We start from the raw sequence: 25,982 nt of genomic DNA on the forward strand, positions 1-25,982 counted from the left end.
GCATCATTGTGGATAATCAATTGTTTTAGCCACAATTTCCGCAATGGAAAGTAAGAAAAGTATTATTTGGTATCCATTAATCCCAACAGCAGATAATACTCCTTTTCTACCTAGGGTTATATTTGTTTAAACTTTAAAGTCCTGATGAAAAAAAGAATCTATTTACTTCTCTTCTCTCTAATATTTTCAAAAGTAGTGGCTGGCCAATCCATAGACGATACTTTTTCACAAAAGAAGATGCGGAAAGACCTGCAAGTCTTTAAAGACATACGCCTTAGTGCAAATTCTGGACTCCACAAATACAGGACAATAGAGCAGACGGACAGTATTTATAAGTGGGCCGAAAAAGAAATTGGGAAGTCGAATACATACCTTGATTTTTATAACATCATTTGCCAGCTGACTGATTTTGAAGGCAGTCTTCATAATGATACCGGATTGCCGGAAAAATATTTAAAGAACCTACGGAAAGAAAACCTTGGTTATTTCCCTTACCCTGTCAAATGGATTGACGGAAAATGGCTGGTCAACTATGAAAATGGGGAAATCCCACTTGGCTCTGAAATTGTAAAAATAAACGGACTTCCCATTTCAGAATTGGTGCAGAACCTTTATAAATACTACACCACGGACGGGCAAAATATCACCGGAAAAAGGATTGGGTTAAGAACCCATTTTTCGAAGTATTACAGGTTGCACTACGGGCAACAAGAAAAATTTCAGGTTGCGTTCAGAAGGAATGCTTCCAATCTAGTAGAAGAAAAGACTATCAATAGTGTCGGTTATTTGGAGTGTTATAAGCGGTTCAAAAGAAGGTACTCCAAACCATTTGACCAAATTTACTATGCTGACCTACAGGACAAGCAAAAATACGACTATAAACAAATAGGTACTTCCACAGGGATCTTGACGGTTTATTCCTTTGGCATGGGTAATGAATCCACCCAAGAGCATAAATCCTACCTAGCCTTTCTAGATAGTGTTTTTTCTAAAATCATAAAAGATAATATAAAAGACCTGGTAGTGGACATACGTCAAAATGGAGGAGGCACAGATCCCAATGACTTGGTTACCTATTCATACCTGACCCAAAGAAAGTTCCAGGAAAACAAGCAAGCTTGGATTAGTTTTAAAAAAGTGCCCTACCTTAAATACAGCTACATAAAAGCCCCTCGGTTTTTAAGGTTTATTGGTGCTGGAAGTTACAATAGGATGTTTCAGGAAGACTTTTATCAGGAAAAGGACAATCGTTATTATCAGGGACCTTTGAGCAGGGATCATACCATATGGGAACCAAACGAAAATGCCTATAGGGGAAGAGTCTATCTTCTAGTCAGTCCGGCAGTTGCATCTGCGGGAAGCTTGTTTGCAGCCATGCTTGCCGGAGATGAGAATACTGTGGTAATTGGCGAGGAAACAATGGGGGGCTACTATGGTCATAATGGACATACGCCCTTAGGGTATATATTGCCTGAATCCAAAATTAAGACATTCTTTTCAGTTGTCAACCTAGAACAGGATGTTCCCATGCGGAAAAATCAAATATATAGTAGAGGTATAATACCAGATTATGAGGTTTCACAGACCTACCAAGATTATATCAACCAAGTAGACATCCAAATGGACTTTGCACTGGAATTAATAAAAAGAAATTCCATGGAGTAAGATGGTTTTTCGAATATTGTTGGCTTTATTTTGAATACTTAAAATAGATTCAAGGATAAATTAATAACCCATATAAATTAGCCTCTTTTTGTGGTCATCAATGTCGTTCAAGAAGTGTTTTATGTGTAGTTTAAAGAAGTACAAGTTGGCGATAATATACATGCTATAAATAAATTGAAAACATTAATCCATTTATGAAAAACCTTATTTTATTTTTAGTGGCTGCAAGTTTATTTTCTTGCGTCGATGATAACAAAATTGATACTACTTCTAACGTATTTGACGGTAATGTAGAAATACGCTCCTTAGATGATATAACTTCTTTCTCAGCTGATGGCTACACAGAAATAAGTGGAACAATTAAAATAAATTCCACCTATGATATAGAAAGTCTGAATGGTTTAGAGAATCTTGAAAAGGTTAATGGTATTATCATAAGTGATAATTATGACCTGATATCTCTAGAGGGACTTGAAAACATATTAGAAGTGGAATTTATAACCATTTCCGATAATAGAAATCTTACTTCATTAAATGGTCTTAATAATCTTTCCAAAGTACTATCAAATTTCAGGATTGAGAATAACGATAAACTTTTATCATTTAATGGGCTGGATCAACTTTCAGAGATAGGTGATCAGTTTTTTGTTTCGGATAATAAATTGTTGGTAGATTTTAGTGGGTTAGAAAGTTTACAAGCTGTGTCCATGCTTTTAGTATTGAATAATATAAACTTGCTGGAAGTGAAAGGACTCGGCAATATTGTTTCTACTTCCCGACTTCAATTTGATTCAAATGATCAATTAAATAACTTCTGTGAGTTGACTGATTTTTTCCAACAGAACCCAGTACAAGACTTGTTTGGAGCAAGACAGAATAAATTTAACCCAACTGTTGAAGAAATTTTGAATGGAAGCTGCTCAAATTAAAATGCTATTTCGCGACTAGGTGAAGTATTCACTTTATCCTGACTGGGTGAAGAATGCTTCTTTACCACATTTTCGGGAAATGTGTAATTCCCTATTTCAGGATTTTTAAAGAAATGACAATTCAGAGGGTAAGGCTAACACTTTCGGTGTCACTTTACGTGTTTTTGTTATATATATTGGTAGGATACTGACCTAAAAAATCGTGTGGATATTAAGTGAATATTTCAATATCCATTGATATTATTTGGTGTCTTTCCAATAATTAATTTACCCGGAGGTAACGTATCTCCAAAGGAACCCCTATGTAAATGGTAGAAAGATGCTAGGGAGAAGGGAAAACGCAGGTGGGGTTTTAGCCAGGAGTATTGCGTCTTGAGATGTAAGCAAGTGGTTGAGTCGGAGACTCAAATTTAGGAGGTCCTGCACCAGTGCGCCGTGGCGTAGCTCAGCTGACAGGACAACAGGGACTTTGTAAAAGAGCAATGAAAACTGAAAAGCGATGAAGTCCATCGCCCAGGGAATACTACTCCTGCTAGCCCTAGCAGAAAAAATCATTCGCTTTTCAGTAAGGTCAGAAATCCTTTATCACGAAGGCTTATCCGGTCATTCAAACCCTAGGCTTCCACAGGTGTGAATTCTTCAATTACAACGGTTCCCACAGAGGCGCTTTGAACTTCGATAGTCACATTTTGCTTGGTAGTAAGGTCAGTCCCCTTCAAACCCAGGGTATAAATAGCCTCTATCGTCGTACTGCGTGGTGTCAGCGTCATGAAAGCTTTTGCAATATGCTCAGGAGGAATGTTCAATAGCAGCCCTTTGGATACGGTAACGGTCCTGCTCTTGGTCTCTTCCCTGCCAAAAGTAAAGGTATTCTCAAAAGTAGCCGTAATGGTTTGAGACAAGCTGGCACTCAAAGGACCTTTTTCTATCCCAACTGTGAGCGTTCTGCTTATTTCAAGTCCAAACAGGGTGGAATTGCTAAACGATCTGGTGAAGGTCTCCTCGTAGGCAGTTTGTAATGATAGATTCACCTGTTGCTGCAAACTCGATCCGTTTTGTGCCGTGCTCTCAATAAGAATGGGTTCACCATCTGTGGATGCCTCGCTGATGTATTCAATATTCGTCACTTCCAGATTATCCTGTACGATTTGGATACTTGAGATTATATCGTCAAAGCCAAAAATCCTTAGGTCGTGGTACTCACCAGGTTCCAGCGTAAGCGAAGGACCTTGACGATTACTATCTCTAAATAGGGTTATCGTAACTCCATCAGGCACTCTCACCGAAGAAAAAACATCATGTTGAAGAAAAGGAGAGTCAAGATTGGTCACTTGCCCGGTTGCCGCCAAATTTTGCTGGATACCACTGAAGTTGAAGCTTGTGTAAAATTCGATAATCGGAAAAATATCCGAATCGTGATCGAATACTTTTACCGAGTCGATTTTGTTGTTTTGTCCACTCAAGTTGGGATAGTCGCCCGCAAAAAGGATAAAGGAGCCATCCCTGAATCCTCTCGTAATGAAGAATTCGGCGTATGTTCCAGGTTCCACTTTTACCGAGCTTAATTTATCGATGCCCAGCGTGGGAAGAACGGGATACTTCCCTGTTTCCAGAGTAGCATTATCACCGGTGAAATTTAATCCGTCAAAAATTTTAATAGCCATAACAAAAAGGTTTTAAGTTAAAGAAAAGGCAGGGAGATATGCCATGCCTTCTCCCATAAAAGATGAATAATTGGTCAATACAAAGATGGGGAGAACCTGCAGGAGGGTGTTATAATAAAACCGACAAATGATAACAATATTCCGACAGGGGTATAAAACAAAACCGACACACATGTATATTTCCTACAAGTGTGTTGCACTGGCCATATTCAGAATTAATTAGTCGCTGTTCATGCCAATTTTTTGTTAAACATGGAAGGACTCAGGCCAAACTCTCTTTTGAAACATTTGGGAAAGTAAAAAGGGCTGGAGAAGCCCTATCCAGGTGAATAATGACTCTTCACCCAGCTATCTTGGGAATTTGCAATTCCCTTTTCTGGATTGTTAAAATGCGGTTTTTTGGCTTTAAAGTTTTGCTTTTTTATGAGTTTTTTTGATAATTTCTTCTCACTATGTGCAAAGAAGTAATTTCATTCGCCGTCTTGTTATTGAGCTTCTTTAATATTTAGCATATTTATCATCATAAATATGCTAAATGCTACAACAGGAATAGAAGCAAATATAATTTTCCAAGTTTCTTCCGAGGCTATCCCATTACCTAATCCAATTAATGAAATAACAAGCATGAAAAATGAGAAGGCCAAAGAAGAATAAGTTTTAGTTTTATTGTTCATGGTTGAAATTTGTTTTTATTCGGGAACCCAACATCCAGCTGCAGCGACCCCTAAAGCCCCTGCGACAGCTCCAACTGTAATACCTACTTGGATACCATAGACAGTTACTGATAGCGCCCCGCCACCTCCAATTGCACCAGTACCAGCTCCTGCTAATATTGCCGCTGCACATCTTCCCCTGCTACCCCACCAAGATACACTCTCACAGCCACAATTCTTATCATAACTATATCTTTTTGGGCAATGTTTTATTACTAATTCATGATTCTGACTTTCAACTAAGAAACAATCAATTCTATCAAAGACCGGATAGCAACCGTCAGGTGCATTTTTCACAAGTGTTAGTGTGTTATATAGTTGGTAGTGTTGAAGGGGTTCATGTTCACATCCAAAATCACAAGCATAATTAATTCGGGATGTGGAATTCTCTTAACTATGATCATCGACCATCTCATACAGAGCGGATACTAAAATTTAGGAGGTCCTGCACCTGTACGTATTTTAAGGTGATCCTACTTTTGTCAATTGAACTTTTATTTGGTAATCGATAAAATTTTCAGTCGGATAAGGATTTTAAGGAAATCTTAAGAATTCCCTAAGAGAGGCTTTAGGTAAGGTTGATATTTTTGATTTGTACAAAAGTTATTTTCCGGATGCTTCAGAAGCTTATTCAATATAGCTTAAACCATAAGCTAATAATTATACTTTTTACCCTAGGGTTAATTGGTTTTGGAATTTATTCCTTATCCCATATCCCCTTGGGTGCGGTTCCAGACATCACCAATAATCAAGTCCAAATCATCACCACTTCCAAAAACTTGGCTACTGAGGATGTTGAGAAATTTTTGACATATCCCGTGGAACTGGAAATGGCCAATCTCCCCAATGTTCAGGAAATCAGGTCGATTTCGAAATTTGGTCTTTCGGTGGTGACAGTGGTATTTGATGATAAGGCTGGTACTTACCTTCCTAGACAATTGATTGCTGAAAAACTTAAGAGTGCAGAGGAGAAAATTCCCAATGGGTTTGGAGTTCCTTTTATGGGGCCTATTTCAACAGGGTTGGGAGAAATCTATCAGTATATAATAGATGTAGCACCAGAATATAAGGATCAATATTCGATTACAGATCTTCGAAGCATTCAAGACTGGATTATCAAACGCCAACTTTCAGGGATACCTGGGGTGGTTGAAGTCAATACTTGGGGCGGTTATTTAAAGCAATATGAAGTGGCTGTGGATCCCTCCAAACTAAGGGCCATGAAAATTCCTTTGAGCCAAGTCTATACTGTATTGGAAAAAAACAATAGCATTGCAGGAGGAGCCTATATTGAAAAATCGGAGGAAAGTTATTTTGTACGGGGAGAAGGACTTGTGGGCTCTTTGGAGGATATAGAAAATATGGTGGTAGAAACCAGAAATGGGGTACCCATTTATGTTGGAGATATAGCCAAGGTCCAATACGGCCATGCCAACAGATTCGGTGCCATAACTGGAAATGGGGAAGGGGAAAAGGTTCTTGGTCAGGTAATGATGCTCAAAGGGGCTGATTCACAAGCTGTGATCAATGCGGTAAACCAAAGGGTGGCAGAAATATCTACTTCCTTGCCTCCTGGGATTGTGATCAATCCGTTTTTGGAGCGCAGTGAACTGATCGATAAAACTACTTTTACTATTGCTGAAAACTTATTATTAGGTTGTTTGATCGTAATATTTGTGGTGGTATTGCTGCTGGGAAATCTTCGTTCTGGTCTGGTGGTTGCCTCAATAATTCCATTGTGTTTGCTTTTTGCCCTTTCCCTAATGTACCTGACCGGGGTAGATGCCAACCTGATGAGTTTGGGGGCCATAGATTTTGGGATCATCATCGATGGGGCAGTGATTATTGTGGAGTTTATCGCTTATCAGATTACTTCTCAAAGTAGAAAGTTAAGCCAGCTAAGTGGAAATGAAAGACAGCTAAGAATAGATGAGATTACCTATCAAGGTGCCCATAAAATGATGCATTCGGCAGTATTTGGGCAACTCATCATCATCATAGTTTTTATTCCCATTCTATCTTTGGTGAATGTAGAGGGTAAGATGTTCAGGCCTATGGCTTTGGTGTTTTGTTATGCACTGATTGGGGCCATGGTACTTTGTTTTACCTACGTTCCAGTAATGGCTTCATTGTTTATCAAACCTGAGACTTCTAATAAACCGGGCTTTTCTCAAAAGTTGGTCAATTGGGTTTATGGTCTTTACAGGCCTGTTGTTCTGATGGCATTAAGAAATAAATCAATTGTACTGGGTGCTTCGGGGCTTTTATTAGCGCTCAGTATATTTATTTTTAGTCGAATGGGTGGAGAATTTGTGCCGACCTTGGATGAGGGGGATTTTGTGATTCAGCCAGTGCTAAAGACGGGAACCTCTTTAGAGAAAACCATTGAGACTACTACAAAGATGGAACAGATCCTATTGGAGTTCCCAGAGGTGGATCAGGTAGTGAGTAGGATTGGTGCTGCAGAGGTGCCCACTGATCCTATGAGTATGGAGGAAAGTGATGTAATCATTAAGCTGATTCCTAAGAAGGAATGGGAAACTGCTGAGACAAAAGATGAATTGGCAGAAGCTTTCAAGTCCAAATTATCCATCATTCCAGGAATTGATTTTGAATTCACCCAGCCGATAGAGATGCGCTTTAATGAACTGATAACAGGGGTGAGGGCAGATTTGGCCATTAAAATTTTTGGGGAGGATTTGGACATTCTTTATAGAAAGGCCATTGAGGTGGAGCAAGCCATTAAAGGGGTAGAAGGGGCCTCGGATATCATCGTGGAGAAGACGGCAGGACTGCCACAAATGATGGTGAAATATGATAGAGCTAAAATAGCTAAATATGGGTTGAATGTTGCGGATTTAAATGACCTCATTAGTATGGGCTTTGCAGGTTTACCAGCAGGGATGGTTTTTGAGGGAGAAAAGCAGTTTGATTTGGTATTGAGGTTCGATAAGGCAAAACGTCAGAGTTTGGAAGATATTCGCACTGCTTCTGTTCAACTGCCTAATGGAAGAAGCCTGCCTTTAAGTGAATTTGCAGATATTGATTATACCACAGGACCTGCTAAGATTTCCAGAGACAATACCAAAAGGAGGATAGTTATAGGTGTCAATGTACGTAACAGGGATCTGGAGTCTGTAGTTGATGATGTGCAAAAAATCATTGGAGAGAAGATTAGTTTGCCAAGTGGGTATACCATTACTTATGGTGGACAGTTTGAAAATTTAAGGACAGCCAGGGAAAGGTTGATAATCGCCGTGCCCATTGCCCTTATCCTGATTTTCCTAATGCTATATTTTGCCTTCAAGTCGGTGAAGGAAGCCTTGATCATTTACAGTGCAATTCCTTTATCGGCAGTGGGGGGAATTCTCCTTTTGTATTTCAGGGATTTACCATTCAGTATTTCTGCTGGTGTGGGCTTTATTGCACTTTTCGGTATTGCTGTATTGAATGGGATTGTTTTGATAGAAGAGTTTAAAGAGTTGCGTGCTAGTGGGGTGAAGAATGTACATAAGGCTGTTATGATAGGTACCAGAAAGCGGCTTAGACCGGTTTTGTTGACTGCATCAGCTGCAGCTTTAGGATTTTTACCTATGGCTATTTCGCAGTCTGCAGGCGCTGAGGTGCAAAGGCCATTAGCTACTGTAGTAGTTGGGGGATTGATTTCCGCCACACTGTTGACATTATTAGTGGTTCCTGTGCTCTATACCATTTTTGCTGATAGAAAAATCCAATTCAAATTTTCCAAAAAGGCTATGATAGGAGCTATAGTGTTTATTGGCTCCTTTGGGATTCCGGCCTCTTTATATGCACAGGAAAGGTCCATTGATCTGGAAGAGGCTTTACAGATCGCTTTGGATAATAACCAGCAGTTAAATGCATCAAAATATGAGGTGGAAAGGCAAGAAAGCCTAATAGGGAGTTCTTGGAATATTGACAAAACGAATGTCTATTACCATCAAGATCAAAATAATATTGCAGAAAATGGTGAGCCTATTAATGTCTGTGGAGTAGAACAAAGCCTTCAGTTTCCCTCAGTTTATGGGGCACAAAACAGGTATCAAAAGAACCAGCTGGGCTTAATGGAAAACAAGTATTTATTGGATGAATTTAGGATTAAGCAAGAGGTCTCCAAAGCTTATTATACTGCAGTGTACTATTCTCAGGTGAAGGAAAACTATGAATTCTTGGACAGCCTATACAGGCAGTTTGCCTTTGCTGCCCAAAGAAAATTTGAACTTGGTGAAAGCAATCTCTTGGAGAAATTAACTTCCCAGAGTAAGTCAAAAGAAGTGGAAGTTTTGCTTGAGCAAAGTCAAAATAATCTTAATCAAGCGCTTATTAGGTTTAACAGTTGGCTGCAAACGGACACACTCTTTTTGGTTAAGACAGATAGCATGCCTATTCTAATAGATGAAGGGCTGATGGAAAACCACCCAGGTATCAATTATTACCAACAGTTGAACGAGGTGGCAGATGCAAAGCTAAGTGTAGAGAAGCAAAAATTATTGCCCGACTTACAGGTTTCCTACTTCCAAGGGACCAACAAATTTCCTGAAGCAAGGATATATAGGGGATTTCAGGCTGGAATAGCGATTCCACTCTGGTTTGGTGCACAGAGGTCCAACATACAAGCTGCCAAAGCAAGCCAAGCAATTGCAGTAGCACAAGGGGAAAACTATCAAGTCCATCTTCAGGCCAAATATGAAAGCTTGAACCAAGACCTTGAAAAGTACAGCAAAGCCATTGACTATTATTTGGGTGTAGGTAAGGGATTAGCAGTTGGTTTGGTCAGCAATGCCCAGCTGGCCTATAAAAATGGAGAAATAGATTTCCTGCAATACATACAGCTTTTGGAGAATGCCAAGGGCATAGAGTTAACATATTTGGAAAACCTCTGGCAATATAATTTGACTGTTTTGGAGGCAAAATACTTATTGGATTAGATGATGAAAACTAAAATGAAATATAGCGTCTTTTTTTATATACCTCTCTTAAGCTGTTTGGTGGTTTTAGCTTGTGACAGCAAAAAGCAGGAGCTTACAGACAGCAATAATGAGGAATTAGCTGTCAATGGTAATATCATTCAACTAAGTTCCCAGCAATATTCCTCAGGTAATTTTGAAACGGGAGCAATGGAGCAGGTCGATTTTCATGAAGCTGTCAATGTAAATGGGATGCTGGATGTGCCGCCAGAGAATAAAGTAGCGATAAGCGCCTATTTTGGAGGGTATATAAAAGAATTGAGCTTACTTCCTGGCCAAAAAGTAAATAAGGGGCAGGTTCTTTTGGTACTTGAAAATCCCGATTACCTTCAAGTGCAACAGGATTTTTTAGAGGTGAAGGGCCAAATTAAATATTTGGAAGCGGATTATAAACGCCAGGCTGAATTGTCTAAGGAAAATGTTAGTTCTGAAAAGAAGTACCTCAAAGCTGAGGCGGATTATAAGGTGATGAAGGCCAGGTATAATTCCTTACAGAGAAAACTGCAGCTTATGGGGATTAATGCTAGTACTTTGGATGAAGAAAATATTTCATCCCGCATCACGTTAACGGCTCCAACATCAGGATATATAGCTGAGATTTCAGCTGAAAAGGGCATGTTTTTGAACCCTTCGGATATAGCCCTTACCATTACTAATACAGACCATATCCATTTGGAATTGAATGTATTTGAAAAGGATGTCTTGAAAGTAAAAGTAGGACAGGAAGTGATTTTTAGCCTTCAGGATAATCCAGTAGAAAAGTATAGAGGGGAGGTACATTTGGTGGGTAGGACTATAGGGGAAGAAGATAGAAGTATCAGGGTCCATGTTCATATAGATGGAGAGGAGGAATTGGAGAATTTGGTACCAGGGATGTTTGCTGAAGCAAAAATTTTGGTAGCCAGTTCTCAAAGCACTGCCCTGCCAGAAACCGGAGTGGTTAAGGTGGATCAAGACTATTATGTCCTTTTGAAAACCGGTAATGATCCCCAGGAGCATACCTTTGTCAAAAAACTGGTGAAGGTAGGTAAGCGGGACAATGATTATGTAGAGATAATAAATGCCAATGATTTTAAAACTGGTTCCCAGTTTTTGACTAAAGGTGCCTTTAATTTGATTAAAGAATAATAAATAATTAGCCAATGAAGAAGATTCAAATAACCTTAATCCTATTTATGCTGAGCCTCTTAACCGTAAATGCTCAGGATTGGTTGACTGATTTTGATCAGGCAAAAAAAATAGCCGAAGATAAAGGCCTACCAATTGTACTGGTTTTTCAGGGTTCAGATTGGTGTGCTCCCTGTATCAAACTGGATAGAGAGGTCTGGAGTACTGATGCGTTTAAGGATTACGCCAAAAAGCACTTTGTTATGCTAAAGGCGGACTTTCCCAGAAAACCCAAAAATGCCTTGCCTAAAGAGCAGGAAGAACATAATAAGCAATTGGCTGAGCAATATAATAGAAATGGTTATTTCCCTTTTGTGGTACTATTAAATGAGGAAGGAAAAGTATTGGGAGAAACGGGCTATAAGCACCTGGGCCCTGAAGAATATATAGTTCACCTTAAGAAATTGATTAAATAATGGTCGTGAAATTCCTGTTAGTCATCGGTGTTTTGTTTGTTTTACAGCTATTTCCTGAGGGAATTTATGCTCAGGAAAGTTACAGCCGGACATTATTGCTAATGGGAAATAGATTTGATATTACGGTGGTAGCCGATAATCAGGAAAGGGGGGGCAAGGCGATTGATTTGGCAATAGGGGAAATCCAAAGGATTGAAAAATTGATTTCTTCTTGGGACCCAAATTCCCAAACCTCCAATATCAATAGAAATAGTGGAATAGCTCCTGTAAAAGTGGATCCTGAATTATTTGGGCTTATCAAAAGGGCTTTGGCCATTTCCAAGCTTACCGATGGTGCTTTTGATATTACTTATGCTTCCATGGATAGAATTTGGACTTTTGATGGTAGTATGACGCAAATGCCTAGTTCGGAGGAAATAACCTCGTCAGTTTCCAAGGTGGGCTATCAACAGATTGTCCTGAATGAGGAAGATTTTAAAGTTTATCTTCCTGTCAAGGGAATGAAGATCGGCTTTGGCGCCATAGGCAAAGGCTATGCTGCTGATAAGGCAAAGCAACTATTGATCTCAAACGGGATCAAAGGAGGAATTATCAATGCCTCAGGGGATATGAACACCTGGGGAAGCCAGGAAAATGGTAAGCCTTGGACGGTAGGGATTATTAACCCTATGAACAAAGAGAAAGTTTTTGCTACCGTCCCAGTAAAAGGGGCAGTGGTCACATCGGGAAATTATGAGAAGCAGGTAATATTTGATGGGGTTCGCTACAGCCATATCATCAATCCCAAAACAGGATATCCTGCTACTGGATTAATCAGCGTAACGGTATTTACTTCTCAGGCTGAATTGGCGGATGCTTTGGCAACGGCAGTGTTTGTGATGGGAGCAGAAGTAGGTTTAGATCGAATCAATCAAATCCCAGGTACTGAATGTATTATTGTTACAGATAAGGGGGGATTGCTCACATCAAATAATATAAACCTTGACCTAAAATGAAACGACTTTTAATTTATTTGTTGCTCTTAAGCCTAATGGCAGGAAGTTCCTGTACAGTTTTGAAGGAATATGAAAAGGTAAATATTAATGATCCTGACATGGGGCTATATGATAGATCTATCAATAATTATGAAACCACTTTTCAGTCCTATAGGGAAGCGGCTTCAGGAGCCAATGGTGGAAAAACTGGCGGTGGCTGTGGTTGTAATTAAAACCCTGAGTTATGAAAAAGTTATTGCTATTGATTTATCTAACATTATGGGCAAGTATTACCTTGGCTCAGGATGACAATAATTCTACTACTGGAACCTATAAAAAGAGGGTGCTGGAAAGCACTGAAGTAGAGCTTTTGGGGAGCTACTATAGTCAAACAGGGAATAATCCAGCAGTAACAGGAGGGATTGGAACGGAAGAATTAAAAGATTTAGCCAGTACCATTATTGTTAAGTTGCCATTGAATGATGATGATGTATTGAGTATCAATGCCGGTATTTCAGCCTATTCGTCTGCTTCTTCCAGTAATATTAATCCATTTGATGGGAAATCAGAAGCAGACCCTTTTCAAGCATCTTCTGGGGCTTCTTCTAGCGATGTTTGGGTCAATTTTACTGGAGTCTATAGTCACAGCTCTGATGACAGAAATTCAATATGGACTGGAAAGGCATCGGTGTCAACTGAATATGATTATACTTCATTTGGTCTAGGAGGAAGCTATACCCGTTTGATGAATGAGAAAAACACTGAAGTTAGCATCAATGGTAACGTGTATTTTGACCAATGGAGCCTTATTTATCCCATAGAACTAAGGCCATTTGTTAGGGGAGGTGATGGGATTAGACATAGCTTTTTTGAGCATTATAATTTGCAAGGGAATTCAAATTACTTGCCCAAATTTACCGGATTGGACAATTCCTCCAGAAATTCCTATTCAGTCGGAGTTTCCATTTCTCAAATCCTAAGCAAAAACCTACAAGGAGTGTTTATGTTGGATGGAATATTGCAGGAAGGATTATTATCAACGCCCTTCCAAAGGGTATATTTTCAAGATTATGAAGATAGCTTTATCCAAAATTTTCATTTAGCAGATGATGTGGAAAGACTTCCTAGCACAAGGCAAAAATTGGCTATCGGGGGTAGGCTGAATTATTTCATTAATGAGCTATTGGTGCTGCGGAGCTATTACAGGTATTATCTGGATAGCTGGAATATTAAATCCCAAACAGTGAATTTGGAACTGCCCGTAAAGCTAAGTCCAAGTTGGACCATATCTCCATCATATAGGCATTATTGGCAAAGTGCAGCGAGTTATTTTGCCCCATATAATGAGCATTTGTCCACAGACAGTTATTATACATCGGATTACGATCTGTCAAAATTTAATGCGGGACAGTTTGGAATAGGGATAAGTTATACAGACATCTTTACCCATTTTCATATTTGGCGCTTTGGATTAAAAAGTGTCGATCTAAAGTTTAATAGTTATGAACGTAATACCGGGCTAAAGGCTAATATTACTACTTTTGGTCTCAAGTTTACCGAAGTTAGGCCTCTAGGGAAATAAAGCAAGGATATAAGTAGTAATAATCACTATCTTTTTCTGTACAATTATGAAAAAAATAAATAATATTACACGCCGTTTTTCGGTATTAATGGGGTTTACAGTTCTTTTTGTAGCTCTGTCCTTTGTATTGAGAATGGTCTTGTTCCTGTGGGAAGTAGAAGAGATAAATTCCTCGATTTTGGCTATCATCAAAACCTTGGCTATTGGTTTCTTTTATGATTTGGGAACAGTATCTTTTTTCCTTATTCTTTATACAATTTACCTAATATTGATTCCCGAGAAACTAATTGGCAGTATGCTGGACAAGGTATTTACCTATATAGGCTTACTAACAAACTTATTGGTAATTTATTTTTCATTTTTTGCGGAACTGACCTTTTGGGAAGAGTTCCATAACAGGTTTAACTTTATAGCAGTGGACTATCTTATCTATACTTATGAGGTGATAGACAATATTAATGAGTCTTACCCTTTACCATTGTTGATGGGGGGAATTCTGGTTTTAGTCGGCATAACGATTTTTACATTTAGTAAAATGAACTTATTCCGAAGTGCATTTAATAATACAACATCCATTGTACATAGGGGAATGGTCGGTTTTGCAGTTTTAGCAATAGCTCTCATTTTTGCTGTTTTTGTTAGTAATCAGGATGCAGAATGGTCAACTAACCGCTATAATAATGAAATCTCCAAAGCAGGAATTTATTCTTTCTTTGCTGCTTTTAGGAATAATGAAATGGACTATAATACTTTTTATGCCTTAGAACCCCTTGAATCAGCCAATGAAATTGTCAGGAAGAAATTGTCTAATTCGAAGGTTGAATTTTTAGGAAATGAAGGGGTGTTTAGGAAGGTGGCCAATGCGTCAAATAATGAAATTCGCCCCAATGTTATCTTAATATGCGTGGAGAGTTTAAGCGCGAGTTTTATGGAATCGTTTGGGAACAAGGATGGATTGACTCCTTATCTGGACAGTTTGGCTGAGAACAGTATATTTTTTACAAATTTATTTGCAACAGGAACCAGGACTGTCCGTGGAATGGAAGCTATCAGTCTGTCAATTCCCCCTACGCCTGGAAGAAGCATAGTCAAAAGGCCAAAAAATGCTGGATTGTTTACTATCAATGAAGTTTTCCATGATAAGGGTTATGATGGTTATTTCTATTATGGTGGTGACGGTTATTTCGATAATATGAATGCCTTTTTCAGTGGTAACGGATTTAAAATTATTGATAGGGGGAGAGGGTATATCCCGGAGTATGAAATAAAGACTTCTAGGGAGTTGATTGCTGATGAGGAAATACATTTTGAAAATGCATGGGGTATTAGCGATGAGGATCTATTCGAACAAGTTATTAAGCATGCTGATAGTAGAAATGCAGGGGACAGGCCCTTCTTCGATTTTGTAATGACCACTTCCAATCACAGACCCTATACTTTTCCGGAAGGAAAAATTGATTTGATACAAGGTTCAAGGTCAGCTGCTGTAAAATATACAGATTTTGCTATCCATGATTTAATTCGGAAAGCATCCCAAAAACTATGGTTTAAGAATACGGTGTTTATAGTCATGGCCGACCATTGCGCCAGTAGTGCTGGCAAATGGGAACTGGATATTAAAAATTACCGCATTCCTGCTTTGGTATATAATTTACCTGGGTATGAAGCAATGGAAATTGATAAGCTTTGTTCGCAAATAGATATTTTCCCTACTTTGTTCTCTATGATGGGTTGGGAATACAATAGTAATTTTTTTGGACAAAATGTATTGGATATTAGCTCGGAAGAGGAAAGGGCCTTTGTGGGAAATTATAGAAAGCTTGGTCTTTTGAAAAAGGACAAACTAATGGTGTTGGATGATCAGATGAATAGTAATTTTTATCATTGGGATGCCAATACCTTTGAATTAGAGCCTTTGGATATGGATTATGATTATCTTAATGAAACCATTGCTTATTATCAATTGGCATCCTATCTCTATAAGCACGATGGACTTAAAGTAAATCATAATGAAAGATAAGTGAAGATCAATCCAGTTCCTATATTAATAAATTAAGCATTTTGCTCATGAAGATTTTGATAATTGAAGATGAACCTGGAATAGTTAGATTCTTGAAACAAGGATTTGAAGAAGAAGGCTATATGGTAGAATCAGCATCCGACGGAATTCAAGGTTTGGATATGGCTGTGTCCAGCGATTATGATATTATTTTATTGGATTGGATGATTCCATCAATCAGTGGCATTGAGGTTTGTCGGTCATTCAGAAAGCAGAACACTAAGACCCCCATAATTTTTCTTACTGCAAAGGATGAGGTGGCTGATGTGATTTTTGGACTTCAAGCCGGGGCAAATGATTATATAAAAAAACCGTTTCATTTTGAAGAGTTACTGGAAAGGGTAAAAGTTCAGTTAAGGCCAGTAAGTGGGGAACATGAGCAGTTTTCTGTTGGGAATATTCGCATGGATATTGGCACCCATCAGGTGTTTAAAAATGGTGAAGAGGTTTATCTTACCCAAAAGGAATTTGCCTTGCTTGAATACTTGATTAGAAACAAAGGAAAGGTATGTAGAAGGACACAGATCATTGAGCATGTTTGGGATATTAACTTCGATTATAATTCAGGAGTAATAGATGTTTATATCAATGCGCTTAGGAAAAAACTTAATTTGGAGGAGGGAGAAAACTATATTCAGACCATTAGGGGAGTTGGATATATCGCCAAGGAATTATGAAACTAAATTTTCAAAATAGGATAGCTTTTTATTACCTGATTGCCACATCAGCTATCAGTCTATTGGTATTTGGTTTTATCTATTTTATTGTCAAGAGTACCGTATATGAAAGTCTGGACAAAAACCTGACTTTTGAAGCCAATAAGCATTTATTGGAAATTGCTGTGGAAGAGGATACCATCTTTTTTACCCATAAAAAAGAGTGGGAGGAAATTGAGCATAGAGAAGTTCAGATTAACCCGGTTTTTTTGCAGCTAATGGGATTGAGAGGCCAGGTAATGGATAAGTCCCCCAATCTTAAAGGGGATAGCTTGGTGATGAATCAGTTGGCATCCATAGATGAACACTATGATACGAAACTGAATAATAGGCCCATTCGTCAGGTGCATATTGAAATTAAAGAAAATGGAAAGACCAAAGGATATATTGTGGCCGCATTGCCACTAGAGGCTTCCATTATGGTATTATCCAATTTGATGAAGACCCTGCTTATATTGTTCCCCATTTCTACTTTACTATTGTTTTTTATATCCAGGTACCTGGCAGGGAAAAGCATTGCACCAATAGCTACCATTATCAATACTACTAACAGCATCACAAAGAATAATTTGGATGAAAGGGTAGCTCTCCCTCCCTATAGGGATGAAATCTATGAATTATCCACTTCTATCAATGGGCTTTTGGACAGGATTGGTGAAGCGATGGAAAGGGAAAAGCAATTTACCTCGGATGCTTCCCATGAATTGAGGACTCCATTGGCCTCTTTGAGGGGGACTTTGGAGGTATTGGTCCGAAAGAAACGAAATATTGAAGATTACGAAGAGAAAATCCATGATAGTCTCAATGAGGTTGACCGTATGTCAAAAATTGTGGAGCAATTGTTGTTCTTAGCAAGAAATGCCCAAAATAAACCCGCCAAGGAGCAAGGGATGGCCGCTGTTACGGTTTTAGTAGATGAAATTCTTGGCAGGCACCAAAAGCTGATCAGATCCAAGGAATTGGGCGTTTCATTGAATGCTGATCAATCTGGAGATCATATGGTGCCCTATTATTATGGGAATTTAATTCTGGACAATGTAGTCAATAATGCGATAAAATACAGTCAACTTGGAGGGAAAGTAGAGATCAGAATAAAGGAAGAGGCTGGCTACTGCCACTGTTATATAAAGGATGAAGGCTTGGGGATCAAGGAAGAAGATCTTCCGTCCATTTTCAATCCGTTTTTTAGGTCCCAGCCTTTGGACCACAAGGAAATTAATGGGAATGGTTTGGGTTTATCAATTGTAAAAAAGGCTGCGGATGCCATAAATGCCAAAATTGATATTCATAGTAAATATGGAGAAGGAACTTGGGTACATATAGTTTTTGAATAGCTGTACTTATAATAGTTACAGTATTATTATTTGGTTAATAGTTTCTTTTTAAGAATATTGTATTTTAGTTGTTTAAGGTCATATTACTTTATCTATGTATCCTTAAGAAGATTTTAGTGAATCGAAATGCATTGCTGTTATTTTTATTTTGCGTGTTTTTTCTGCAATGTTATCAGCTCAAGATCTACCCAATATTCTATGGTTGATCAGTGAAGATAACAGCCCCTTTGCGAGATGTTATGGTGATGAGTTTGCGATCACTCCCATAATGGATAAACTGGCTCTTACTTTTTGTCCTCTAACTTATTCGGGACAGGCATTATTCACAAGACATTGTAGAACTGTTTAATGTTTAATCGTTTAACTGTATTTCGGTCTTGGGCATTGCGAATGGCCTTTTGGCGTAAATGATGTTATTTGGTAACAGCGTTTCATAAGGTGTAGATGCAACCAACATCTATACTGGTGATGAGGTTTGCGTTGGAAGATGTATAAAAATAGCTGAGTCGGAGACTCAAGATTAGGAGGTCCTGCACCTGTGCGCCCTGGTGTAGTCCAGCTGACAGGACAACTGGCGTGGGAGCGCCTAGGAAAGATCCTGATTTTATTTGGTTATTATGAAAGGAGGAGTATACGTCAATAGGGTTTTCTGTAGCGTTTTAATTGGAAATTACGTTTTGTGATAAAACAGAGTTTTGTAAAATGAAAAATCTTGTGCTTTTAACACTGGGCAGGAAGGTAATAATATTAGGATCATTAATGATTTTTTTAATATCATGTTCCAATTATGATTCAGAGCCGGATAATAGGGAATTTGTACCAGGGGAAGTTGCTGTTGGAATTAAAAGTGGAACAGATATAAATCAAATATTCAATTTTATCAATCAGATTGATCATCAAGTTTATAAAATTAAATCTTTGACCTTTACTTCAAACCTGCCCTCAGAAAAATTTGAATATATATTGGATAAACTTAATGAGAAAACCTATACAAATGATGGTGCTAATTTATTTGTAACGGGTTATCTGCACTATCAAACAAATCAAATAACAATATTTCCTAAACTTTTTGGAATGGAAAATATAGAATTTCAAAATGACTGGTTGGATGCAATGAATGAGTTTGAGTTACAAGAAAAGCATAATGAGGAATTAAATAGTGGAAGTATTCTTTTTTATGTACCAAATGGTAAAGAAAAAGAGTGGAAAAACAAATTTTTGACTTATGACATTGTTGATTGGGCTGAATTAAATTTTGTTGCGGATATAGAGCTTCACAAAAACGAAAAATAATAGCTAAATATATTTTCTTGTTCACTCTGAATACGCGAATTAATCTGATTAATTTATCATGGGAATTTGTAATTCTTTTATGCTGAATGAGCTTTAATCTTGCGAGCTGGTAGTAGTAAAAAGGTGATCTAGTGCGATGTCAAGGGCCCGACCAGCCTTTGAAAGCATATTCACCATTCCTGGCGTACGTTGCGTTTAACAAAAAGGTAGTTTTTTGTGCTAAAACTAGAATTTTTTATATTTTTAGAAAACAAGATTTTGACCGAAGGGATTGTGTATTTTAAGTAGGTATTTGGGTATTTCCGGGCCGTTTTAGGCAATGAAGGACAAAACACAGCCGGAAAAAGATACAGTATTCTTTATTTAAGGATTAAATAATTTTTGAATCGAAAATAACTTTTAAAATCAAAGCCATGTCTAATCAAATTACTGTTAAAGGAAGTTTGTCATTTAACCATTCCAGTGAAGTTACTGCGACCGTGAAATTGTGGGAGGCGAATAATAAAGGTTCGGTCGGAGAATACATTGTGACAGCAGAAGGGAAAGGTGAATTTACCATAAAAGCTACTGTAGAATCAGATGATGTTATCCTCTATGTCACCGCAGAACTGGAGGATGCTAAAGTGGTAATGCTGTCTGTACTTTCGCCTAATTTTATGGAGGATATAGCAAAGAACGGGGTAGTGGTGAATGAACTGACCACAGTGGCCTCGGCTTTTACCTGTGCCCAGTTTTTTAATGGACTTCAGTTGTCGGGAAATCTACATGGAGTTACGATCGCTGCTAAAAACACTCCCAATCTTGTCAATCCAGTGACAGGCTCCTGGGGTGATGTGTTGATGGATCCATTCAACATCACACAGAATGAGACACTGGCACGGTTGAATACACTGGCAGCACTAATTACCGCTTATGGTACGGTACAGATAGAGGGATATGACTGGCAGGATGAATTTTTGAAATACGCCACACCATTAGCTGGTAAGAGGCCAGAGAATACTGCAGCTGCGATGATTGGTATTGCCCAATCTCCCTGGGTACATCCAGCAGATTTATTTCATCTTTTTGATAAAGCCTACCCACAGCCAAAAGATGGTTTTCCTGCAAAGCCCAACAGTAAGGTTCCAGTCAGCCGACGGAGTTCTCCTTTTGTACCATATTTAAGTTTTGCCCCAGCGGATTTTGCCATGATTTTGGCTTTTGGCCAAGGTGGAATCTGTGCACCCGGAAAGCTCTCTTTGGATGAAGAGGGGAATTTGTGGACCGGATTGAACTGGATGCCAGGGGCACAAAATGGCGTGTATCAAGGTATAGGAGGAGGGCTGGTCAAGCTTGATTCGACCGGTCGATTACTGTCCCCACCAGTTACCGGTTTCACGGGAATGGGGGTGGACGGCGCAGGCTGGGGAACGGCAGTCACCAAAGATGATACCTGTTGGGTGACGAGTTTTAATGGGGCAATTGGTGCATACCGGCTGGAAGACGGTGCTCCTGTAGTTGAACAGGTTCCTGCAGATCTGGCGGAAGCCTTAAATGAAATCGGGGGGCTGCAAGGCATTGGGGTAGCACCGAACGGTGATATCTGGGTTGTAGCGACCTCATCCAATAAGATGCTTCATTTTCCTGAAGGGGACCTTTCCAGAGGTAGGGTTGTGGTAGATGAGGATCTTAACGACGCTCTTTCTGCCCCGTTTGCTGCTTCGATAGATGATGCTAACCGTGTCTGGATCAGTAATACGAATGGTAAATCCTTGGTCCGTTATTCTCCTTCTGAAAAAGATACACCGGTGGAACGTTTTATCCTTGCAGGTGGGGGACGTGGTGTGGCCCTTGATTCCAAAGGGAATTGTTGGGTAGCCTGTAATACCAGTCCAGACTTTCCTTCTACAACTCCCACAGACGGCGTTTCTATAATTGAAGGATTTGCCCTTGGCTATCCGCACCTTGAACAAACCGTAGGGCGGAATCTTAAAACAGGTTCTGTTTTTATGGTTCCCTCTGATGCCGATCCAAAGGACACGGTTGATAAAAGCACCCATGAGTCTAATTTGAAGGGTTATGGAGATGGTGAACTGAATGCACCCTGGGGGATATCAGTTGATGGAAATGATGATGTTTGGGTAGCCAACTTTATGGGCAGAGGAGTATCATTCATGGCCGGAGCTTCACCGAGCGGGCGTACGGAAGCGTTTCATACAGGAGATGTGATTCACACTATTTGTTCCGGCAGTATTCAGATGCTGACTGATGTGGTCGTAGATCAAGCAGGGAATATATGGTGTGCCAATAACTGGAACCTGCCTCAAACTGTTATGGAAGCGAAACCGGATCCCGCCTTTTCAACATGGGGAGGAGGCTCCGGTGTATTGGTAATCTACGGAATAGCTAAACCAGCTCAGACTCCTGTTATTGGTCCGGTTAGCGCTGTTCAGGATATCTAATTGTATAGACAAACCTATGCTATTGGCTTAGGGGTCGTCCCACGCAGGAGGGAGGACAGCCTCGATGCTGCTTGAACTGGCCCACTTTACTTACTATCCTGGGAATCTATAATTCTCGTTTCCTGATTTTAGGGTTGTCTTTGGTTTGATAAAATATATAATATTTCCAAGAAATAATTTATCCGAAGGTAAAGTGTCCCCAAGGCATCCCCAAGGTACATGGTATAAAGATACTAGGGAGATGGGAAAAGCAGGTGAGGTTTTAGCCAAGAGTATTGCGTCTTGAGATGGAAGCAAGTAGTTGAGTCAGAGACTCAAGTTTAGGAGGTCCTGCACCAGTGCGCCGTGGCGTAGCTCAGCTGGCAGAACAACAGGGCTTGTATTTAGGCATTGCAAATGGACCTTTGGCGTGAATGATGCTATTTGGTAAAAGCGTATAATAAGGTGTAGATAGTACCTACACCTAGGGGGGTGAGTGGGGTAATTATGGAGAAGTACTTTGTCTCAAGGCAACATTGTTATTAAATAAACATATAAACAAGCCGTTAAACCTGCCGAAATTCTATTAAGATTCATGATTTTCCCCTGACAACAATTTCTCTGTGATGTTTACCCCAATTAATCATTTCTTGAATTATTTTTCCAAATGAACGGCAATGTTCTGTTGGCTCATATTCTATCAAGACTGGTGTATCTGTATAAACATTTCTTTGTACTAATTTGCTCATTTCCATATCCTTCAATTCTTTGGACAACATCCTTCTAGTAATGCCTGGAATGCTACGTTCTATTTCTCGAAAACGCTTATTGCCATTACATATAGAGTTGATGATCGGCAATCGCCATTTTCCACCGATAAAATATAAAGTGTCTTGTAATGCTCTTAATTCATCTATTTGATTTCTAGCCATTTGATGTAGTTTTTTTGGTATACTTTGTGATACTGGTTACAAAAGTATACCATTTAATAAATATCTTTGTCAAAAAGGATAAAGAAATGGATTTAAAGAACAAAATAGCCATCGTAACTGGTGGGAATAGCGGAATAGGTTTCGCTACAGCAAGAGAATTAATATTGCAAGAAGCAACTGTCATTATCACGGGAAGACGAAAAGAAGCCATCGATAAAGCGGCACAAGAAATCGGAGCGATTCCTTTTGTAGCTGACCAAGCGAATGTTAGAGACATCTCAAAATTGAGCAAGTCTATTCAAAAGCAGTTCGGAAAAGTGGATATTTTGTTTATCAACGCAGGAATAACTGGTGATCCTTCACTCATTGAAAATGCTGTTGAAGAGAATTTTGATGCTGTAATGGACATCAATTTTAAAGGAGCCTATTTTACTTTGAGTAAGTTTATTCCATTGTTAAATGAGGAAGCCTCTGTGGTGTTTTTATCTTCAAATACTGCTGCAATGCGAAATCCACAAAGCTCAGTCTATCAAGCCAGTAAAGCTGCCCTAAACTCAATAGCTAAAACCGCAGCTGCAGAATTGGCTTCAAGAAAAATTAGGGTCAACACCGTAAGCCCTGGGCCAACGAGGACAAATGTTTTAAACCATTTTTATGGAGAAGATACAGCCAATTCCATTTGGGATAATCTTGCCAATAACATTCCATTAAAAAAGATTGGAACGCCTGAAGATGTGGCCAAATTAGTGGTGTATCTGAGTAATGGAGATGCCTCTTTCATCACCGGGTCAGATTTTGTGATTGATGGTGGAATGACTTTATAAAAGAAAATAATTTTGTAAGTTTGTAAACTAAATTTTCAAAATAGTATGTGAAAAACAATTTCTTTCTGAGCATTTAAAGAAGCCAAACTGCAAAAACGGTTTGTGCACGGTTTGTGTGATTATTAACCCTTTAAAGAAAGAAATTATGTTGATCCTACAACAACTTTCATATATACATCCAAACAAGGATTTACTGTTTAACAATGTCAGCCTGACCGTAAATAAGCAAGAAAAAATTGCTTTAATCGGGAATAATGGGGCAGGTAAATCTACCTTACTGAAAATCATTGCTGGAGAATTACCATACTCCGACGGCCAATTAAAAGTTGATTCCGAACCTTATTATATACCTCAGGTTTTCGGCCAGTACAATCACCTGAGCATTGCTCAAGCATTGCGGATTGATGGAAAATTAAACGCTTTAAGAGAAATTTTAGACGGAAGTACCAATGAAGAAAATTTCAATTTACTGAATGATGATTGGTCCATTGAAGAGCGTTGCAAAGAAGCCCTAAACTATTGGCAACTGGATAAGTTGGATCTGTCTCAAAAATTGGAAGCTTTAAGTGGCGGACAAAAAACAAAGGTTTTTCTAGCTAGCATTTACATTCATCAACCTGACATGATTTTGCTTGATGAACCGAGCAATCATCTGGACATGTCGAGCCGGAGGCTTTTGCATGATTTTATAGCGTCTTCAAAAAGCACCTTGATAGTAGTAAGCCACGATAGAAGTTTACTGAACCTATTGGACAGCGTGGGTGAATTAAGTAAAAACGGAATCAAGGTTTTTGGTGGCAACTATGATTTTTATGTTGAACAGAAACAGGTAGAGAATAACGCATTGGATCAGGATATTCAGAGCAAAGAAAAAGCATTGCGAAAAGCCAGGGAAAAAGAGCGGGAAACCTTGGAGCGCCAACAAAAAAACGATGCACGGGGAAAGAAAAAACAATCCAAAGCAGGTATGGGCAAAGCAATGATGGATAAAATGAAGAATGATGCCGAGATCAGTAGTTCAAAAATAAAAAACATCCATACCGAAAAAACCGAGGGGATTTCCCAGGAGTTAAGGGAGTTACGATCGATATTGCCCGATATTGATAAAATGAAACTTGGCTTTGACAATTCAACCTTACATAAAGGAAAAATACTGTTTACAGCCAAAGACCTCAATTTTGCTTATAGCAGGCGCTTGCTCTGGGAAGACAACTTGAATGTTAAAATAACAAGTGGCGAACGCATTGCATTGAAAGGACCAAACGGTTCGGGAAAAACGACATTGATCAAGCTGATTTTAGGCAGTTTGGAACCGCAAAGGGGAACGCTTTACCGAGCTGATAACAAATCGGTTTATATTGACCAAGACTATTCTTTACTTGACGATAAGCTTAGCGTTTACGAGCAGGCACAACAGTTCAACATTTCTGCTTTGCATGAACATGAAATTAAAATCAGGCTCAACCGGTTTTTATTTGGAAAAGAAGATTGGAAAAAACCTTGCCGGGCATTGAGCGGTGGGGAAAGAATGCGTTTGATGCTTTGTTGTTTGACGGTAAGCAATACATCACCTGACATCATCGTTTTGGATGAGCCTACAAATAATTTGGACATTCAAAACATTCAAATAATGACTGCGGCAATAAATGGATATGAAGGTACATTGATTGTGGTTTCACACGATGATACTTTTTTGGAACAAATAAATATTGAAAGGTCAATTAATTTTAATACAAGTGCAACAGCTAATAGCTAAATCATCCTAATAGTAATCTGGATACATTGTTGAACGAAAGGGAGTTGAGAATAGGGTAATTAGGGGAATACTTTTTCCCCTTTGTCTTTTAGAAACGGTAGAGATTATGGTTTTTTACTTATGACTGTGGTATCGATTAATAGAATATTTCCAAGAATTAATTTACCTGTAGACGGCATGTTCCCAAGACATCCTCTCGTTAAGTGTAGTCTGTGACAAAGTCCGGTAATTCCTATACTGAGGTGCGGGAATCATACCTATATCCCTCTGCTAAGAATTAGGTCCTTGGCAGCAATAATTTGTTTTTGTTTTCTTTTGGAAGGTGATCAATGGAAGTTTTCATGAAAAAGGTACTTAATAAAAATTCTATGAGCTAAGTTAACTAAAATCATTTAGAGATAAGAAGCAGGATTAAAAGATTATCAAGTGATATATAGAGTTATGCCCAAGTATAAAATCACTGAATCCAGTGATGCTTTGGCTTTAAATGTTATCTAGTTTACCAATATTGTGTCAATCAGCAATTGTTTTTTATCCAAAGCTTTGTATTTAA

Annotated in this window: 19 protein-coding genes; 15 read left to right on the forward strand and 4 right to left on the reverse strand. The window is 38.8% G+C overall.

All coding sequences use genetic code 11. The annotated features are described in order from the left end of the window. Positions 1–144 precede the first annotated feature (144 nt). A complete protein-coding gene (locus tag IFO69_RS10205; protein ID WP_192010005.1) occupies positions 145–1,665 on the forward strand; it encodes a S41 family peptidase in 1,521 nt (506 codons plus the stop codon). Between the two features lie 194 nt (positions 1,666–1,859). After that, complete coding sequence (locus tag IFO69_RS10210) at positions 1,860–2,594, forward strand: epidermal growth-factor receptor (egfr) l domain protein (protein ID WP_192010006.1); 735 nt, start codon at positions 1,860–1,862, stop codon at positions 2,592–2,594. Between the two features lie 614 nt (positions 2,595–3,208). On the opposite strand, the gene IFO69_RS10215 is transcribed toward IFO69_RS10210, so the two are convergent. From IFO69_RS10215 to IFO69_RS10225, 3 genes are all read right to left on the reverse strand, one after another. Then, a complete protein-coding gene (locus tag IFO69_RS10215) occupies positions 3,209–4,258 on the reverse strand; it encodes a beta/gamma crystallin-related protein (protein ID WP_192010007.1) in 1,050 nt (349 codons plus the stop codon). A 485-nt stretch (positions 4,259–4,743) separates the two neighbouring features. Further along, positions 4,744–4,932 (reverse strand): hypothetical protein, encoded by a 189-nt coding sequence (locus IFO69_RS10220; protein WP_192010008.1) that lies wholly within the window; start codon positions 4,930–4,932, stop codon positions 4,744–4,746. 15 nt (positions 4,933–4,947) lie between these two features. Next, positions 4,948–5,268, reverse strand: coding sequence for a hypothetical protein (locus IFO69_RS10225; RefSeq protein WP_192010009.1), 321 nt, complete (start codon positions 5,266–5,268; stop codon positions 4,948–4,950). Between the two features lie 317 nt (positions 5,269–5,585). Between IFO69_RS10225 and IFO69_RS10230 the strand changes: the two genes are divergently transcribed. The 11 genes from IFO69_RS10230 to IFO69_RS10280 all read left to right on the forward strand — a co-directional run bounded on the left by IFO69_RS10230 (position 5,586) and on the right by IFO69_RS10280 (position 21,938). Further along, complete coding sequence (locus IFO69_RS10230; RefSeq protein ID WP_192010010.1) at positions 5,586–9,917, forward strand: CusA/CzcA family heavy metal efflux RND transporter; 4,332 nt, start codon at positions 5,586–5,588, stop codon at positions 9,915–9,917. Then, the gene (locus IFO69_RS10235) at positions 9,918–11,084 is read left to right on the forward strand and encodes an efflux RND transporter periplasmic adaptor subunit (protein WP_225444089.1); all 1,167 of its coding nucleotides are present in this window, start codon (positions 9,918–9,920) and stop codon (positions 11,082–11,084) included. It abuts the gene before it with no gap. Positions 11,085–11,098: 14 nt separating this feature from the next. Beyond that, positions 11,099–11,539 (forward strand): thioredoxin family protein, encoded by a 441-nt coding sequence (locus tag IFO69_RS10240; protein WP_192010011.1) that lies wholly within the window; start codon positions 11,099–11,101, stop codon positions 11,537–11,539. After that, on the forward strand, positions 11,539–12,534 hold the full coding sequence (locus IFO69_RS10245) for an FAD:protein FMN transferase (RefSeq protein ID WP_192010012.1): 996 nt from the start codon (positions 11,539–11,541) through the stop codon (positions 12,532–12,534). The genes IFO69_RS10240 and IFO69_RS10245 overlap by 1 nt, the downstream gene beginning before the upstream one ends. Next, positions 12,531–12,746 (forward strand): DUF4266 domain-containing protein, encoded by a 216-nt coding sequence (locus IFO69_RS10250; RefSeq protein WP_192010013.1) that lies wholly within the window; start codon positions 12,531–12,533, stop codon positions 12,744–12,746. Before IFO69_RS10245 ends, IFO69_RS10250 begins: the two co-directional genes overlap by 4 nt. 11 nt (positions 12,747–12,757) lie before the next feature. Further along, positions 12,758–14,095 carry a DUF3570 domain-containing protein gene (locus IFO69_RS10255; protein ID WP_192010014.1) on the forward strand — a complete coding sequence of 446 codons (1,338 nt, stop codon included), beginning with the start codon at positions 12,758–12,760 and terminating at the stop codon, positions 14,093–14,095. A 46-nt stretch (positions 14,096–14,141) separates the two neighbouring features. Then, on the forward strand, positions 14,142–16,115 hold the full coding sequence (locus IFO69_RS10260) for an LTA synthase family protein (RefSeq protein ID WP_192010015.1): 1,974 nt from the start codon (positions 14,142–14,144) through the stop codon (positions 16,113–16,115). A gap of 47 nt (positions 16,116–16,162) precedes the next feature. Beyond that, positions 16,163–16,831 (forward strand): response regulator transcription factor, encoded by a 669-nt coding sequence (locus tag IFO69_RS10265; protein ID WP_192010016.1) that lies wholly within the window; start codon positions 16,163–16,165, stop codon positions 16,829–16,831. After that, positions 16,828–18,204, forward strand: coding sequence for a sensor histidine kinase (locus tag IFO69_RS10270; protein WP_192010017.1), 1,377 nt, complete (start codon positions 16,828–16,830; stop codon positions 18,202–18,204). The genes IFO69_RS10265 and IFO69_RS10270 overlap by 4 nt, the downstream gene beginning before the upstream one ends. A 702-nt stretch (positions 18,205–18,906) precedes the next feature. Next, positions 18,907–19,497: a hypothetical protein gene (locus IFO69_RS10275; RefSeq protein WP_192010018.1), complete on the forward strand. Its 591-nt coding sequence runs from the start codon at positions 18,907–18,909 to the stop codon at positions 19,495–19,497. Between the two features lie 413 nt (positions 19,498–19,910). After that, positions 19,911–21,938, forward strand: coding sequence for a hypothetical protein (locus IFO69_RS10280; protein WP_192010019.1), 2,028 nt, complete (start codon positions 19,911–19,913; stop codon positions 21,936–21,938). A 572-nt stretch (positions 21,939–22,510) separates the two neighbouring features. Here the strand turns inward: IFO69_RS10280 and IFO69_RS10285 are convergent. Continuing rightward, positions 22,511–22,849, reverse strand: a complete 339-nt coding sequence (locus IFO69_RS10285; protein ID WP_192010020.1) for a winged helix-turn-helix transcriptional regulator — start codon at positions 22,847–22,849, stop codon at positions 22,511–22,513. Positions 22,850–22,935: 86 nt separating this feature from the next. Between IFO69_RS10285 and IFO69_RS10290 the strand changes: the two genes are divergently transcribed. Together IFO69_RS10290 and abc-f are read left to right on the forward strand one after the other, a co-directional pair. Beyond that, a complete protein-coding gene (locus IFO69_RS10290) occupies positions 22,936–23,673 on the forward strand; it encodes an SDR family oxidoreductase (protein ID WP_192010021.1) in 738 nt (245 codons plus the stop codon). A 145-nt stretch (positions 23,674–23,818) separates the two neighbouring features. Beyond that, on the forward strand, positions 23,819–25,429 hold the full coding sequence (abc-f, locus tag IFO69_RS10295) for a ribosomal protection-like ABC-F family protein (RefSeq protein ID WP_192010022.1): 1,611 nt from the start codon (positions 23,819–23,821) through the stop codon (positions 25,427–25,429). The last annotated feature ends 553 nt before the right edge of the window (positions 25,430–25,982 follow it).

The organism is Echinicola arenosa (genome assembly GCF_014841125.1).
In the GTDB taxonomy this organism is placed as follows: domain Bacteria; phylum Bacteroidota; class Bacteroidia; order Cytophagales; family Cyclobacteriaceae; genus Echinicola; species Echinicola arenosa.